Annotated in this window: 12 protein-coding genes; 7 read left to right on the forward strand and 5 right to left on the reverse strand. The window is 61.2% G+C overall.

All coding sequences use genetic code 11. The features are described 5' to 3' along the window. Window positions 1-146: 146 nt before the first annotated feature. The 4 genes from I8E17_RS12155 to I8E17_RS12170 all read left to right on the forward strand — a co-directional run bounded on the left by I8E17_RS12155 (window position 147) and on the right by I8E17_RS12170 (window position 3,969). Window positions 147-929: an aldolase/citrate lyase family protein gene (locus tag I8E17_RS12155; protein WP_069611873.1), complete on the forward strand. Its 783-nt coding sequence runs from the start codon at window positions 147-149 to the stop codon at window positions 927-929. Window positions 930-1,116: 187 nt separating this feature from the next. Further along, window positions 1,117-2,322: a pyridoxal phosphate-dependent aminotransferase gene (locus I8E17_RS12160; RefSeq protein WP_229002022.1), complete on the forward strand. Its 1,206-nt coding sequence runs from the start codon at window positions 1,117-1,119 to the stop codon at window positions 2,320-2,322. A gap of 81 nt (window positions 2,323-2,403) precedes the next feature. Then, complete coding sequence (locus tag I8E17_RS12165) at window positions 2,404-3,201, forward strand: ABC transporter substrate-binding protein (RefSeq protein WP_069611761.1); 798 nt, start codon at window positions 2,404-2,406, stop codon at window positions 3,199-3,201. 93 nt (window positions 3,202-3,294) lie between these two features. Next, window positions 3,295-3,969 (forward strand): amino acid ABC transporter permease, encoded by a 675-nt coding sequence (locus I8E17_RS12170; protein WP_069611762.1) that lies wholly within the window; start codon window positions 3,295-3,297, stop codon window positions 3,967-3,969. Here I8E17_RS12170 and I8E17_RS12175 read toward each other — a convergent pair. Continuing rightward, entirely contained in the window at window positions 3,966-4,481 is a 516-nt protein-coding gene (locus I8E17_RS12175) for a MarR family transcriptional regulator (RefSeq protein ID WP_069611763.1), read from the reverse strand. The genes I8E17_RS12170 and I8E17_RS12175 overlap by 4 nt on opposite strands. A gap of 98 nt (window positions 4,482-4,579) precedes the next feature. Next, window positions 4,580-6,151 carry an NAD(P)/FAD-dependent oxidoreductase gene (locus I8E17_RS12180; RefSeq protein ID WP_069611764.1) on the reverse strand — a complete coding sequence of 524 codons (1,572 nt, stop codon included), beginning with the start codon at window positions 6,149-6,151 and terminating at the stop codon, window positions 4,580-4,582. A 395-nt stretch (window positions 6,152-6,546) separates the two neighbouring features. Here I8E17_RS12180 and I8E17_RS12185 point away from each other — a divergent pair, with 395 nt between their 5' ends. The 3 genes from I8E17_RS12185 to I8E17_RS12195 all read left to right on the forward strand — a co-directional run bounded on the left by I8E17_RS12185 (window position 6,547) and on the right by I8E17_RS12195 (window position 9,522). Further along, on the forward strand, window positions 6,547-7,329 hold the full coding sequence (locus I8E17_RS12185; protein WP_069611765.1) for a cyclase family protein: 783 nt from the start codon (window positions 6,547-6,549) through the stop codon (window positions 7,327-7,329). Window positions 7,330-7,398: 69 nt separating this feature from the next. Next, entirely contained in the window at window positions 7,399-8,988 is a 1,590-nt protein-coding gene (locus I8E17_RS12190; protein WP_069611766.1) for an NAD(P)/FAD-dependent oxidoreductase, read from the forward strand. Between the two features lie 27 nt (window positions 8,989-9,015). Continuing rightward, window positions 9,016-9,522 carry a MarR family transcriptional regulator gene (locus I8E17_RS12195; RefSeq protein WP_069611767.1) on the forward strand — a complete coding sequence of 169 codons (507 nt, stop codon included), beginning with the start codon at window positions 9,016-9,018 and terminating at the stop codon, window positions 9,520-9,522. Between the two features lie 30 nt (window positions 9,523-9,552). Here the strand turns inward: I8E17_RS12195 and I8E17_RS12200 are convergent, their stop codons facing one another. The 3 genes from I8E17_RS12200 to I8E17_RS12210 form a co-directional block, all read right to left on the reverse strand. Next, window positions 9,553-10,863: an MFS transporter gene (locus tag I8E17_RS12200; protein ID WP_083258137.1), complete on the reverse strand. Its 1,311-nt coding sequence runs from the start codon at window positions 10,861-10,863 to the stop codon at window positions 9,553-9,555. A gap of 63 nt (window positions 10,864-10,926) precedes the next feature. Beyond that, on the reverse strand, window positions 10,927-12,486 hold the full coding sequence (locus tag I8E17_RS12205; protein ID WP_113366624.1) for an indolepyruvate oxidoreductase subunit beta family protein: 1,560 nt from the start codon (window positions 12,484-12,486) through the stop codon (window positions 10,927-10,929). A gap of 9 nt (window positions 12,487-12,495) precedes the next feature. Further along, the gene (locus I8E17_RS12210) at window positions 12,496-14,649 is read right to left on the reverse strand and encodes an indolepyruvate ferredoxin oxidoreductase subunit alpha (RefSeq protein ID WP_069611768.1); all 2,154 of its coding nucleotides are present in this window, start codon (window positions 14,647-14,649) and stop codon (window positions 12,496-12,498) included. Window positions 14,650-14,663: the final 14 nt, after the last annotated feature.

Here is a 14,663-nt window from a genome sequence, read left to right on the forward strand (position 1 = left end):
GCGCCCGAACAACTCCGCCACCGCAATGCCCCGGTGCCGCCGCTTGATGGCACGGGAAACTGTTTCGAACGCACAACAGATTGCCGTTTCGCAGTTGTATCTTTCGGTTTATCCCTCGTCGGGAGACCGCCAAAATGAGGATGACGATGAGCGATTTCCGCCGGAACTGTATCGAGCAGAAGCTGCTGATTGGTACGTTTGCGGCTATTCCGCATCCGGTCGCCATCGAAGTAACGGCAGCTTCCGGCGTCGATTTCCTCTGCATCGATTGGGAGCATTCGCAGATCAGTCGCGAGCGTATCGAAGATCTGATCCGCGCCGCCGACGTCTATCGCGTTCCTGCCATGGTGCGCGTGCCCGGGCATACGGCAGAAGATATTGCCGCTGCGCTGGATGCTGGTGCCGCAGGCGTTCTCGTGCCCCGCGTTTCAACGGCGGAGCAGGCTCGTGCTGCCGTGAAGGCCACCCGCTATCCCCCGCTCGGCGCGCGAGGCGTCGGCCCGGGTCGTGCAGCCGCCTATGGCTACCGCATTCCGGACTATCTCGCGAAAGCCAATGAAGAACTGCTGCTTGCGATCCAGGTCGAGACGGCCGAGGGGCTTGCCAATATGGCCGAGATCGCCGCCGTCGATGGCATCGACCTGATCTTCATCGGCCCCGGCGACCTCTCCGTTTCAATCGACGCCATGGGACCGGCGGGCAAGGACAGGCTCGACGCCGCGATCAGAGCCATCACCGAAACCGCTTTGACCGCCGGCCGCGCAGTCGGCATCTTCCGCCCCTCGCCCGATGATATCGGCGCATGGTCCGAAGCCGGTATCAGCTTCTTCATTCTCGCGAGCGACACGATGTTTCTCGGCGCCAGCCTGGCCGCCGGGGTCGATGCCGCAAAACAGGTCAAGTATGGGAAGGCGACGAAAGAAAGATGATTTCTTTCAGAGCGTTACCACTTCGATTGGCAATAGAAAATCGAGGAGGAGGTAGGCTTTTTAAGCTTAAAATTTATTCTTGAAATACCGGTGTTTTTGGATAACCATTCGAAATTGAGGGGTTGCTCAAGTGAAAGCTACCGCAGCCGTTTGAACCCTCCAATACAGAATTCCCAGGGGAAATTTCTTGTCTCTACCGCAGCATAACCTGCCGAACGCGATGACGGGCCGAGATGCCCTAGAAGGCATTCGCGCCCAGATCCGCGACATGCGCACCGACAATATCGCCGTGCTTGCCAAGCGCGCCCGCGAACTCGGCGGCGTCATTCCGCTCTGGTTCGGCGAAGGCGATATCGTGACGCCGGAGTTCATCCGCGATGCTGCGAAGAAAGCGCTCGACGATGGCGCAACCTTCTATGTTCCGAACATGCGCGGCCTGGCGACGCTGAACGAAGCATTGTCGGACTATCAGACGTATTGGCACGGCCGCGCGATCCCGATCGAACGCACGACGGTCGCTCCCGGCGGCATGCAGGCGCTTTATATGGCGCTTGAACTGCTCGTCGATGTCGGCACCAATGTCGTTTATGTCGCACCGCAATGGCCGAACATCCATAACGCCATTCATCTGATTGGTGGCGAGCCGCGCGCCGTGTCGCTCGATTTCGATACCGATTGGCGTCTCGATCTCGACAGGCTTTTCGCCAGCTGCGATGCCCGCACGCGAGCCATATTCCTCTCGACGCCCTCCAACCCCACGGGCTGGACAGCGTCACGCGAGGAAATGCAGGCGCTGCTGGATTTCAGCCGCCGCACCGGCATCTGGATCATCTCCGACGAGGTCTATGCCCGCCTCTATTTCGATGGCGACATTGCCCCTTCGATACTGCAGGTGGCCGAGGACGGCGATCGCGTCATTGCGATCAACAGCTTCTCGAAAGCCTGGGCGATGACCGGCTGGCGCGTCGGCTGGCTGACGCATCCGTCTGCCGTTGCCGACCAGCTCGGCGCCATGACGCAGTATATCAACAGTGGCACCTCGGCCATGGTTCAGGCAGGTGCCGCCGCCGCCCTTCGTGAAGGCGAGCCGCTGGTTTCAGAAATCCGCGGGCGCATCAAGGCGGGCCTCGATCTGGCCTATGAGAAGCTGCCGAAAATACCCGGCATTATCCTGCCGGAAAAGCCGCGCGGCGGCATGTATGCCTTCTTCGCGCTCCAGGGCGAGCCCGATGCAACGGCCCTGTGCGAGCGCATTCTCGAAACGGCCCGGGTCGGCCTGGCGCCTGGATATCACTTCGGCGAGGCATCACGCGCATTCCTGCGCATGTGCACGTTCCGCGAAACCGAACAGATGCGCATCGCGCTCGATCGCATGGTCAACGCCATGACATGATACGGCCGCCGGTCGGGCGGACGGAATACCCCGCGGGTGAGAGGAAAAGCCCGCAGCTATAACCAGAGGGAGACCAAGAAAATGCCCATTACTCGTCGCAGTCTGCTGGTCCTTGCGACCGCCGTCGGCTTGGCCGGCGGAAGCCACTTCGCCTACGCTGCCGATGTGCTGAACGTCGGCTCCTATCCCAACAACCCGCCCTTCGAATACAAGACCGCCAATGGCGGCTTCGAAGGCTTCGAGGTCGACATCGTCAACGAAGCGGCCAAGCGAGCCGGCATGACCACTAATATCGCCGACTACGGCTTTCAGGCCCTGTTTGCGGCAACCAGTTCCAAGCGCATCGACGTGGCGATCTCGTCCATCACGATTACGCCGGAACGCCTGAAGTCGCAGTCCTTCACCCAGCCTTATTACGACTCCGACATGGGCGTCGCCACGAAAGAAAGCAGCAAAATCAAATCGCTTGCCGATCTCAAGGGCACTGTCGTCGGCGTGCTGTCGGGTTCGACGGGTGAAAAATGGGCCAACGACAACAAGGCCGCACAAGGCTTTGCCGACGTCAAGGGCTACAATTCGCAGCAGGACATGTTCCTCGATCTCGGCGCAGGCCGCATCGACGCCGTCGTCAGCGATATCCCGGGCATGCAGTATCTCTTCGTCAAGACCAAGGGCTTCGCCATCAAGGATCGCATCAAGACCGGCGAACAATACGGCCTGATGATGACCAAGGATTCGCCACTCGTCGCCAAGATCAACGATGCGATCACCGCGATGAAGAAGGACGGCACGCTGGATAAGATCCACGAGAAGTGGTTCGGCAGCAAGGCGCCGGCAGGCTCCTCCACCGTGACCGAACTGCCGATTCCCAAAGCGTGATCAAAAGATCATTATTGAAATGAGACTGCGCCGGTCGCGACGACCGGCGTGGATGCAGGAAACCTCGTCTTCGTTTCGCACGCGGGAGTGCCAATGTCTTTCGTCGATACCTTCTTCAATTCCGACGTCATGATCTCGGCCTTCCCACAGCTGCTGCGCGGGCTTTGGATGACCATCGCGCTCGGCGTGGTCAGCATCCTGATTGGGGTAACCGGCGGCCTGGTCGTCAGCCTGGTGCGCCTCTATGCCCCCAAGCCGCTGCAGCTCCTTATGATCGCCTATATCGACATCATGCGCGCCATGCCGATGCTGGTCGTGCTGATCCTGATCTATTACGCGCTGCCCTTCGTCGGCATCAGCTTTTCCGCATGGTGGTCGGCAATCCTCGGCTTCTCGATCGTGCTGGCCGCCTATTCGGCCGAAGTCTTCCGCTCGGGCATCGAAAGCGTGCCGCGCGGCCAGTTCGAGGCGGCCGCCGCTCTCGGCATTCCCTTCCTGATCACGCTCTACAAGGTCGTGCTGCCGCAAGCGGTCCGCATCGTAATCCCACCGACGACGAGCAATTGCGTGTCGATGTTCAAGGATACGTCGCTTGCTTCGACCGTGGCGCTGCCCGAACTGCTGAAAGAGGGGCAAAATGCTCAGGGTTTCTACGCCAACCCCTCACCGCTGATCATGGCCGCGCTGATCTACATCATCCTGCTCTGGCCGATGGTCCGCCTCGTCAGCGTGCTTGAAAAGAAATTCAAGGACGAGCGGGCTCGTTAATCGAAGTCGGCACCCGAAAGATGGTTGCTGACGGATGATTTCACCGCACCGATATCCCGCCACAGCTCGCTAACGATTGCGGGCTCCACATCTGCCATCATGTCGCGCAGCCAGCCTTCATGGGCGGCGGCCATGGCGCTGAATTGGGTCTCGCCCTTCGCCGTGAGCTTCGCAACCGTCACGCGCCGGTCGCCATCGGGCGTCACGCGCTGCACGAAGCCATCCGCTTCCAGCCGTTCGACCAGTCCGGTGACATTGCCGTTGGTGACCATGGTGCGCTTCGAAAGCTCCCCGAGCCGCAGACCCTCCCGCTCGCGATAAAGTTGCGCCATCAGGTCGAATTGCGGCAAGGTCGCGCCGAACTCGTTGCGCAGGCGGCGGCGGATTTCCTGCGAGATCAGCTTCGTCGTCGAAAGCATGCGCAGCCAGAGCCGCAGCTCCAGTTTTTTGCCTTCCTGCGCTCCCTGAACGATGATCTCCAGGTCAACGGTTGCACTCTCGGACTCTGTCATGACGTCGCCTCGGCCCTATCATTCCGCATCATCAATCTAAGCGATCTAGGGGACGATATTTGAAATGTCAAAGGTTTGGCCGTCAAGTCGCATAACCGTCACTTTGCCAGCATTTTCCCCAGCATGAAGCCGGAGCCGGCGCCCGTTCCCGCGCCCGGCCATGTCGAAGCCCCGCACATGTAAAGCGATGCCACGGGCGTCTTGTATCGCGAATAGCCGGCAACGGGGCGGAACAGGAAATTCTGGTCGAGATGATGGCTGCCGGAGAGATTATCGCCGCCAATGAGATTGGGATTCTCGTGCTCCAGATCGACAGGTGAAAAGATAGAACGGCCCAGTATCTTGCCGCGCAAGCCTGGGGCATAGCGCTCGATAATATCGAGGACACGCTCGGCATAGGTATCCTTGATCTCGTCCCAGCTTGTGGCGGTGATCTCGCCGGCGGCATCGCCGCGGAATTCCGCCGGCAGGACACGCACCTGTACCCAGAGCACATGTTGTCCGGCCGGCGCGCGCGACGGGTCGATGGCCGTCGGCTGCCCGACCACGAGCGCAGGCTCCGCCGGCAAAAGCCCGCCCATCGCCTCGGCATAGGCGCGCGACATCATTTCCAGATCCGGCGCGATATGCACATAGGCGAAATTCTGCAGCGCCTGGCCTGCCGTCCAATCCGGAAGGCCAGACAGCGCCAGATGGATCATCATCGTGCCAGGCCCGGCCCGGAAGCGCTTGACCTTGCCGTCGAACTCCCGGCGTGACGGGTCCTGTTCCAGAAGCTTGCCAAACAGGATCTGCGGATGGACATTGGCGATAACGGCCCGCTTCGCCTCATAGCGGCGCCCATCGGCCAGCACGACACCCGTCGCCTTTCCGCCCGACGTGACGATCTTGTCGACGCGCGTGCCCAGCATCAGCTCGCCGCCCTTGCTCGTCAGCACGGCCGCCATCGCCCTGATGATCGTATCGGCTCCGCCCTTGCCGATCACCATGCCGAAGGCCTGATTGGCCATGGATTCGAGATAGGGAAACAGCGCACCGCCGGCGACATCGGGTGCAAAATCGAGATGCAGCCCCCAGGCGGCCATCATCGTCTTGAGCTTGGTATTCTGGAAACGGGCATCGAGAAAATCGCGCGGCGAGGCAAAGAGCATGCGTGCGGTGTCATAGACCCAGCTCATCCCCTTTTCGCGCCAAGCCTTCCAGACGACCCTGGCGGCGGCCAGGGATGGCATGGGCGAGCCGAGCAGGCCGAAAATATGCGGGGCATCCGCACCGAACTCCGAGAGCATATTGCGCCAGGCTGCAGCATCCTGCGGCGAGATATCGGCGATGGCGCCAGCGGTCTTTTCCAGATCGGTGCTGACGCCGAGATAGGTGTTGTCGCGAAACACGCTAGCGAAACAATCCGCTGCAGGTATGAAGTCCAGCCCTTCGGCCGAAAGCTCGTTCTTATATTGCGCAAAGAAGGCCGAGCCGGCGAACATGGAGAGATTCATGGCACAAAGATCATGCCGGAAGCCGGGCAGCGTCACCTCACGAGTCTTGACGGCACCGCCGGGCTCCGCATTTCCCTCGATGACAGCGACCCTCCAGCCCTTGGCGGCCAAATGCACCGCCGCCGCCAGGCCATTGTGGCCGGCCCCGACTATGATCGCATCGTAGCTCATCATCTGCCCCTTTTTGGTTTGTGATTATTATTATCACATGCATACATTTTGAGTTTTAAGCTTCAAGTATCTGTTGACGAGAGTCACGCGGCGCAAAAGCAACCAGTGATGGTGTTTTGCCGAATTACCTAGAAGAATTTCGTTTTACTTCAGCAGTTTACAAACTCATGACGGCCGCTGATCTTAGGCCAAAATTGGCTCTGGGAACCCCCAGCGGAATGCTTGCAATATCATATATTGTGACATAGGCTCCCCTTATTCCGCCGCCGCGCGGAGCCGGTGCCAGGAGGAAAGGCACCCCACGCCTGGCGATACCGACTTCATGCCCGATCCTGACCAAAAGACCCACAAAAAGGCTCTTTGCATGGATCATGCAACAACAAGGGGAACGCAAAAATATGACAGCCACCGCACTCGCCAGCCTCGCCTCGGCCCTTCTTTCGGGCTCCGTCAAGGTCGTCGATCTCACCGCGCCGCTCGGTCCGGACACTCCGGTGCTCTACCTGCCGCCGCAGTTCGGCAAGAACACGCCGAACGTCAAGGTCCATACGATCTCGGAATACAATCAGGACGGCCCCTTCTGGGCCTGGAACTGGCTGGAGCTCGGCGAGCATACCGGCACGCATTTCGACGCGCCCTGTCACTGGATCACCGGCAAGGACCATCCGAACAACACGACGGACACCATTCCGCCGCAGAATTTTGTGGCGCCGGTCAACGTCATCGACCGCTCCAAGGAAGCCGCCGCCAATCCCGATTATCTGCTGACGGTCGAGAGCATCAAAGAATGGGAAGCCCAGAACGGCGCGATCGAAGCCGGCAGCTGGGTACTGCTGCGGACCGACTGGTACAAGCGTAACGGCTCGACCGAGACCTTCCTGAATGCCGATGAAAACGGCCCGCATTCCCCCGGCCCGACGGCCGAAGCGATCGAATATCTGCTCACCAAGGGCATTATCGGTTGGGGCCAGGAGACCATCGGCACCGATGCCGGTTCCGCCGGCGGCATGAACCCGCCTTTCCCGGCGCACAACCTCATGCACAAGGCCAATCGCTATGGCCTCGCCAGCCTCTCGAACCTCGACCAGCTTCCGGCCAAGGGCGCTGTTCTCATCGCTGCGCCGTTGAAGTTCGTCAAGGGCACCGGCTCGCCGGTTCGCGCACTGGCATTGATTGCATGATAGGCTGGAGAGGCTGGAGCCCTGGGCGGCTCCTCCTTTCTGTTCATCTTGCCAATGAGGGCGGCGGCAATGGGCGATCATGACTACATCATCGTCGGCAGCGGCATAAATGCGCTCGTCGCAGCCGCCATGCTCGGCAAAAAGGGGCACAAGGTTCTCGTCCTTGAGCGCAACGACCGCATCGGCGGCTGCCTGCGCACCGAGGAGGTCACCGAGCCCGGCTTCATCCACGACGTCATGGCAACGACCATGGTGTTGTTCCTCACCTCACCGGCCTATGGCGCCATCGGCAAGGATCTCGAGGCACGAGGCCTGGAATTCGCCCATGCCGACCTCCCCACGGGCGTTCTCAGGCCTGACGGTTCGCATGTGATCTTTTCCAAGGACCGGCGGCGCAATATCGCCACCTTCGATGAACTGTCGCTCGGCGATGGGCAGACCTTCGCGCGCGAAATGGATGCGCTGGCCGCAGACGCGCCATTCCTGTTTTCGCTGCTCGGCGGTACATTGTGGTCGGGATCGATGCTAAAAACCATCGGCAGGCAGGGCTGGAACCGCGGCCTGCGCAAGCTCGCTGCTTGGTTTGGCGATGCTTTGACGCCGGCACGCGGCTATCTCGAAACCAGCTACAGGTCCGAGGATATCCATGCGCTCTGGGCGCCGTGGGTGCTTCATTGCGGCCTTGGGCCCGAAAGCGCCTATTCCGCCGAAATGCTGAAGGTGATCGGCTTCGCATTGGAATTGGGTGGCGCGCCGATCGTCAAGGGTGGCGCCGAAAAACTGCTGACGGCCTTCGAACGGCTGATCACCGACAATGGCGGCGAGATTCGCGTGAGTGCCGATGTCGAGGCCATCATTCCGGACGCCAATCGCAGTGCCGATGGCATACGTCTTGCGAATGGCGAAATCTTGAGAGCAAAGGCCGGCGTGATCTGCTCGGTCACACCGAACCAGCTTTACGAGCGGCTGATGAAGGATTGGCCGGATCCGCTGCCGCCGGAGATCAAGTCAGGCGTTGCCAGCTACCGCTACGGCAAGGGCGATATGCAGATCCACTATGCGCTTTCCGAGCCACCGCGCTGGAAGGCCAATGCCGACCTCGGCAAGGTGGCGCTGCTGCACCTCACGCCCGGCCTCGACGGCGTCTCGCGCGCCGCCAACGAATGTGAGCGCGGGCTTCTGCCGGCCGAACCGACGGTCTGCGTCGGGCAGCCTGTCGCGCTCGATCCCAGCCGCGCACCGGAGGGGAGATCGATCCTCTGGCTGCAGCTTCCCGAAGCGCCCCGGCACATCAAGGGAGATGCCGGCGGCGAGATCGAAACGCCAAGGGACGGCCGCTGGACGGAAGAGGTGCGCGAGCGCTATGCCAACCGCATTGAGGCGCTTCTATCCAGCCATATCGAGAACTTTTCCGGCATAAAACTCGCGCGCCGCGCCTATTCTCCTGGCGATCTGGAGGCGATGAACATGAACCTTGTCGGCGGCGATCCCTACGGCGGCTATTGCGGCATCGACCAGCTTTTCATCTGGCGTCCCTTCAAGTCATCTGTTAACCACCGCACCCACATATCGGGCCTCTACCACATCGGCGCTTCGGCGCATCCCGGTGCGGGCCTTGGTGGGGGCTCCGGCTTCCTGCTCGCATCATCGCTGAAGTAACACGTTTCCGGAGGAGGAGTTTCGTCGATGGAGGAACGGTTTTCAGGCACCATTTTGCGGCGCAAGCGGGATGAGAGCCCGAAGCGCCCGACCATGGGCGAAATCGGCCTCAATCACTTCGCGCCCTATCTCATGAACCGGCTGATGGCGCGCTGGAACGCCAATCTTTCGGAAGAGCTGCGTGAATACGATATGACGACCGCCAAGATGCGTGCGCTTGCCGTCCTCAGCGTCTCGTCGAGCGTCACCATCAACGAGCTCTCCGTCTTTGCGGTGACCGAACAATCGACGATGAGCCGCACTTTGGATTCCCTCGAGCAGCAGGGCTACATCCGCCGCCAGCCGCGCGCCGAAGACATGCGCATCCGCGATGTCTCCATCACCGAGGAGGGACGCGCCGCCTTCGAGAAGGTGTGGCCGGCCATGTACGACCTCTTCCTGCAAATGTTCGACGGCGTCGACGAGGCCGAATACCGCACCTTCATCTCGACGCTGCACAAGGTGCTGCACAATATCAGGAAGCACGAGATCTGAGCGGCTTGATAGATTCCGCTCCAGTTCGGATCACCGCCTGTTCGGTATCAACGCCGTTGCCAATGCCGCGATGGCCGCAACAATGGCGAAAATATAGAAATTCCATTCCGGGCCGACATTCAGGCTGGCGATATATCCACCCATCAAGGGGCCGGAAAGCGCGCCGATGCGCGAAAAGCTCAGCGCCCAGCCGGTGCCGGCTGCCCGCACGAAAGGCTGCAGGTAAGCGGCGAGATAGCCGGTGAGGATCAGCGATGCCGAAACCGTGCCGAAGCCGGCTACGGCAACGACGGTATAGTTCAGCCAGATGGATCCCTTGAAGGCGAGAAGCGCTATACCGACGGCGCCAAGCAGATAGGATAGCATCACGGTCAACCGCACGCCAAAACGATCCGCCCATTGGCCAAGCACGATGCCGCCGATCGCCGAGGTGAAGCTGAAGACGGCGAGGAAGAGCAGGCTGTCGCCGAGATCATAACCGCTCTTGCGCATGATCTGCGGCAGCCACTGGGCCAGCCCGTAGACGAGGAGCAACCCCATGAACAGTGCGATCCAGAAGCAGGCGGTGGCGAAGGCGTTTCTCGGCGAAAAGATCTCGCCCAACACCGCGCGCCAGCCGAGGCCGGTTTCCCTGGGCGCGCTTCCCGCAGGGACGGGAACGCCAAGCCGGGCAGCAAGCCGCCTCGCATTCTCGCCTCGCCCCTTCGCAACGAGGAAATCAAGCGACTCGGGCAGCAACCATGCCATAATAGGCACGAACAATACCGGCAGCGCGCCGATAAGAACGACCGGCCGCCATCCATAATTTGGCAACAACCATCTACCGACGAGCGCAGCGGCAAACAGGCCCAGCGAATAGCCGGAATACATGATGCCGTAATTGAGATTCTTCTTCGCGGTCGGCGAATATTCGATGGTTAGCGCCGCCGCCAACGGAATGATGCCGCCGAGGCCAAGACCGGCGGCAAAACGGCTGACACCGAACCATGTCGGCGTCGGTGACCATGCGGTGACAGCCGTGCAGACGGCAAAAAGCGAAAGGCAGGCGAGAAACATCGGCTTGCGGCCGTAGAGATCGCTGAGCGTACCGACGACTATGCCACCGACAAGCATGCCGAAGACGGTGTAGCTGCCCATGGCCCCGAGCTGGAGCGGCGTGAGGTGCCAAACATTGTCGGTGGACAGCGCCGGCAGAATGGCGCCGAGAACGCCGACATCGTAGCCCTCCGCAAAGATCGCCAGCCAGCAAATGAGCACGACAACGAGGCTTCTGGCATGCGAAATCTCACCGCCGCGAGGACTTGAAAGGTCCTTCGCAGCGCCATTTCGAAGAGTGTCCATGCGACTGTTCCCTTTTGGAATTGTCGGTCTTGGCCGATATTATTTGCGTCCGGCGCGGTCGTGTCAGAGTGTCCCGACCGTTTTGAGCGCTCCGTCGAGCGCCGTACCCTTTTCGTCCAGAAGTGCCGCCTGTCGCAGCCGTCGCATCCACGCGGCTCCATCCTCGCGCTCGCGCAGGAGCGGCAGCGCCGACATGACGCGATCGAACTTGGAAAGACCGCGTGCATGCGTATCGGAATAGCCTTTGACGAGGCGGCGATTGCCGAGCACCTCGACGGCAAGATCGTAATTCGCAGCCAGCAGATTGGATGCGGCTGCCAGCCAGGCCTCGCGATGCTCCACCTCGCGCGCATGCCGCAGCGTGCCGCGACGGAAGCGCCGCAACCCCGAGACCATGTAGAGGCCGAGGAACCAAAACAACGTGCCGGTCTGCACGCGCCGCCCCTTGTTGATGAAGCGATCCAGTCGGGCAAAGAGGCGCGGCCGGCTTTCGATCCAGAGACCCATGCCCTTCGGCATCGTGCCGCAGACCTCATCCATGCGCGGATGCATGTATTCGGTCATGTAGACGATCTGGTCGTCCTTGGCGCCGACTTCCTTGCGCACGCGCTCGAAGCGCGAGCCACGCACCTTCAGATCGGCAACGCGGATGACATCGTCATAGGCCATGGCGACCGCGACATATTTTGCCGCCTGCACGGTGAAGGCGAAATCCTTGTTCGCACCGCCGCCCTTGCGATCCAGCGCATGGAGTGCCGCGACACGGCTCAGATATTCATCGGCATAGGCCGGATCCTGATAATCGGTCAGCTTCTTGACGCCGGCAAATAGCAGCGGCCAGGCCACTTCCGGAAATTCGGCGCGGATGCGATTGACGAGACGATCCAGTGCTGGATGACCGGCGGTTTCAGGCAGCGCGTCGAAATGCTTGGGCGGCGTCGCGGAAACCGCATCGCGCGGTTTCTCCTTGACCCGGTCGAAGGCGGCATTGAATGCCTTGAGGCTGGGCTCGATGCCCTTGCCGCCGGCGCGGATCATCGCCTCGAAGGCCTGCTTGCCGAAGGGCAGCGCACCGGAACCGGCCAGAGCGCCGAACATGGAAGCGGAAATCACGCTGCCGTTCCTGACAGCCATCGTTTCCATATCGAAGGCGATGGTGCGCTTGGCGGCGAAATCCGTGGCATCGACCACCACCTCGGCATTGCCGATGCCATCGCCCGGCTTTTCCTTTTCCGCAACCGCAAAGGAGCGGTGCGTCGAGGCGATCAGCAGCGTCTTGTCCGGCGTGACGAGGCCGCGCAGCACGGAGCGGCCAGCCTCCATCAACTCCGCCGCCATGACGACATCGACATCGCCCGGCGTCGGCATCAGAGAGAAGATCGGCGCGTGGCCATCCTTCGCCGGCAGCATTTCAATATAATAGATCGTCGCGCCCGTTCGCTGGGCAACGCCCGGCACGGAGGTGGTCTGCGCCATCCAGCCCTCAGCCTCGGCAAGGCCGACGATCCAGTCGGCCAGGACACCGCCGCCCTGCCCGCCCATGGCGAGGATAGCAAGCGACAGCGGCTTATCCGTCGAAAGCCTGGCAGCGCCGAGATCATTCATGCTCACATGCTCGTTCATCTCGCCCTCTCAATCTGCGAAGACGATACGGCCGGCGCGGCGACGCGCCTGCAGCCAGCCGATGATGCCGGAACGCATGCGAGCAATGAAGCGATCCCAAGCCGTCGGATTGTGGATGATATCGGCCCGATAGAAGGAGGGACAGAGCACCGCCGCCTCCGAGACCTCGCCGCAATTGCCGCATCCCACGCAATTATTATCGATCGCCGCCACCGGATCGTCCTTCAGCGGATCGTCGGTATGCTTGACCGACAGCGATGGACAGCCGGAAAGGCGGATGCAGGCGTGATCGCCGGTGCAGACGTCTTCGTCGACACCGAAGCGCTCCTTGACCATGCGCTTGCCGTCCTTGACAGCCTTGGCGAATTGCGGCTTCACACGGCGCTGCTTGTTGAGCATGCATTCCGAGGAGGCAACAATGATCTTCGGCCCCGGCTCCTTCGAGGTCAGAGCCTCGCGCAGCGTGTCGCGCATTTTCGCGACATCATAGGTCCGGTCGATCTGGCGCACCCAGGTCGCGCCGATGCCCTTGACGGCATTGACGATGGAATTGTTGGTCTTGCGGCGCGGGTTCAGCGCGCGCGAGGACGGTATGTCCTGCCCGCCGGTTGCCGCCGAATAATAATTGTCGACGACGAGGATGACGCCATCCTGCTTGTTGAAGACCGCATTGCCGACCGAGGTGGCAAGACCATTGTGCCAGAAGCCGCCGTCCCCCATGACCGAGATCACGCGCTTGTCGGCCTCGACATTGAAGGCTGAGGCCGCGGCCGGCCCAAGCCCGTAGCCCATGGTCGTACTGCCGATATTGAAGGGCGGCAGGATCGAGAAGAGGTGGCAGCCGATATCGCCTGATATGTGATGCTGGCCGAGCTCTCCCTCCACCATCTTCATGGCGGCGAAGATCGGCCGCTCCGGACAGCCGATGCAGAAACCGGGCGGGCGTGGTGGCACGACTTCGGCGAGCGCCTTGATCTTCGGGTCGTTGAGAACAGGCGTCGGGTCCGGCAGCGGTGGCTGGTTGCCGAGCAACACGCGCTGGTGAACCTCCAGGAAATTCTTGATGCCCTTCATCAGCACCGGCGCGGTATATTCGCCGCCCATCGGCAGCACGTCCTTGCCAGCGACCTTGGTCTGGATATCGCGGCGGCGCAGGATGGTATTCAGGGATTGCTCGATATATTCGGGCGCCCCCTCCTCCACCATCAGCACCGCCTTCTTGCTGGCGCAGAACTCAGCGATCTGGTCATCCACAAGCGGATAGGCGACATTCAAGACATAAAGCGGCACGGCGGAGTTGCCGTAGACATCGGCAAGTCCAAGCTGCTGCAGCGCGCGCAGCACGCCATTATACATGCCGCCCAGCAGGATGATGCCGACATCGCCCTCCGAGGGGCCGAAATACTCGTTGAGCTGGCGTTTCTTGATGAAGTCAACGGCAGCCGGCCAGCGCTTCTCCAGCTTCTCCTTCTCGTGCAGAAAGGAGGCCGGCGGCAGCACGATGCGGTTGACGTCGCGAACCGGATTTTCCAGCGCCTGCCTCAGCGTGTAAGCCGGCCGCTTATTATCCTTGGCGACGAACTGGCCGTGCACATGACAGCTGCGGATGCCGACCTGCAGCATGACGGGTGTGTTCGACACTTCCGAAAGCTCGAATCCTTCCTCCACCGCCTGCACGATCGACGGCAGGTTCGGGCGCGGATTGAGCAGCCACATCTGCGATTTCATTGCATAGGCATGGCTGCGCTCCTGCATGATCGAGGAGCCTTCGCCGTAATCCTCGCCGATGATGATGAGCGCGCCGCCAGTCACCCCGCCCGAAGACAGGTTCGAAAGCGCATCGGAGGCGACATTGGTGCCCGCCGTTGATTTCCAGGTGACGGCGCCGCGCACCGGATACATGACGGAGGCGGAGAGCATGGCGGCGGCGGCGGCCTCCGAGGCCGACGTCTCGAAATGGACGCCCAGATCCTGCATCACGTCCTTGGCGTCTGCCAGCACGTCCATGAGATGCGAGATCGGCGATCCCTGATAACCGCCGACATAGGAGACACCGGATTGCAGAAGTGCCTTGGTGATCGCGAGAATACCCTCGCCGCGGAAGATGTCGCCTTCCCCGAGCTTCAGATCCTCGACCTCGCGCGCAAACGATCGCTCGGCCATGACGTTACCCCTTT

The sequence above is a fragment of the Rhizobium sp. AB2/73 genome, from assembly GCF_020871915.1.
In the GTDB taxonomy this organism is placed as follows: Bacteria; Pseudomonadota; Alphaproteobacteria; order Rhizobiales; family Rhizobiaceae; genus Rhizobium; species Rhizobium dioscoreae.

What these genes read in the sequence shown, in the direction of transcription:
- I8E17_RS12155 (WP_069611873.1), top strand. Translation starts at nt 147, where the DNA reads ATGAGCGATTTCCGCCGGAACTGTATCGAGCAGAAGCTGCTGATTGGT.
- I8E17_RS12165 (WP_069611761.1), top strand. Translation starts at nt 2,404, where the DNA reads ATGCCCATTACTCGTCGCAGTCTGCTGGTCCTTGCGACCGCCGTCGGC.
- I8E17_RS12170 (WP_069611762.1), top strand. Translation starts at nt 3,295, where the DNA reads ATGTCTTTCGTCGATACCTTCTTCAATTCCGACGTCATGATCTCGGCC.
- I8E17_RS12175 (WP_069611763.1), bottom strand. Translation starts at nt 4,481, where the DNA reads ATGACAGAGTCCGAGAGTGCAACCGTTGACCTGGAGATCATCGTTCAG.
- I8E17_RS12180 (WP_069611764.1), bottom strand. Translation starts at nt 6,151, where the DNA reads ATGATGAGCTACGATGCGATCATAGTCGGGGCCGGCCACAATGGCCTG.
- I8E17_RS12185 (WP_069611765.1), top strand. Translation starts at nt 6,547, where the DNA reads ATGACAGCCACCGCACTCGCCAGCCTCGCCTCGGCCCTTCTTTCGGGC.
- I8E17_RS12190 (WP_069611766.1), top strand. Translation starts at nt 7,399, where the DNA reads ATGGGCGATCATGACTACATCATCGTCGGCAGCGGCATAAATGCGCTC.
- I8E17_RS12195 (WP_069611767.1), top strand. Translation starts at nt 9,016, where the DNA reads ATGGAGGAACGGTTTTCAGGCACCATTTTGCGGCGCAAGCGGGATGAG.
- I8E17_RS12200 (WP_083258137.1), bottom strand. Translation starts at nt 10,863, where the DNA reads ATGGACACTCTTCGAAATGGCGCTGCGAAGGACCTTTCAAGTCCTCGC.
- I8E17_RS12205 (WP_113366624.1), bottom strand. Translation starts at nt 12,486, where the DNA reads ATGAACGAGCATGTGAGCATGAATGATCTCGGCGCTGCCAGGCTTTCG.
- I8E17_RS12210 (WP_069611768.1), bottom strand. Translation starts at nt 14,649, where the DNA reads ATGGCCGAGCGATCGTTTGCGCGCGAGGTCGAGGATCTGAAGCTCGGG.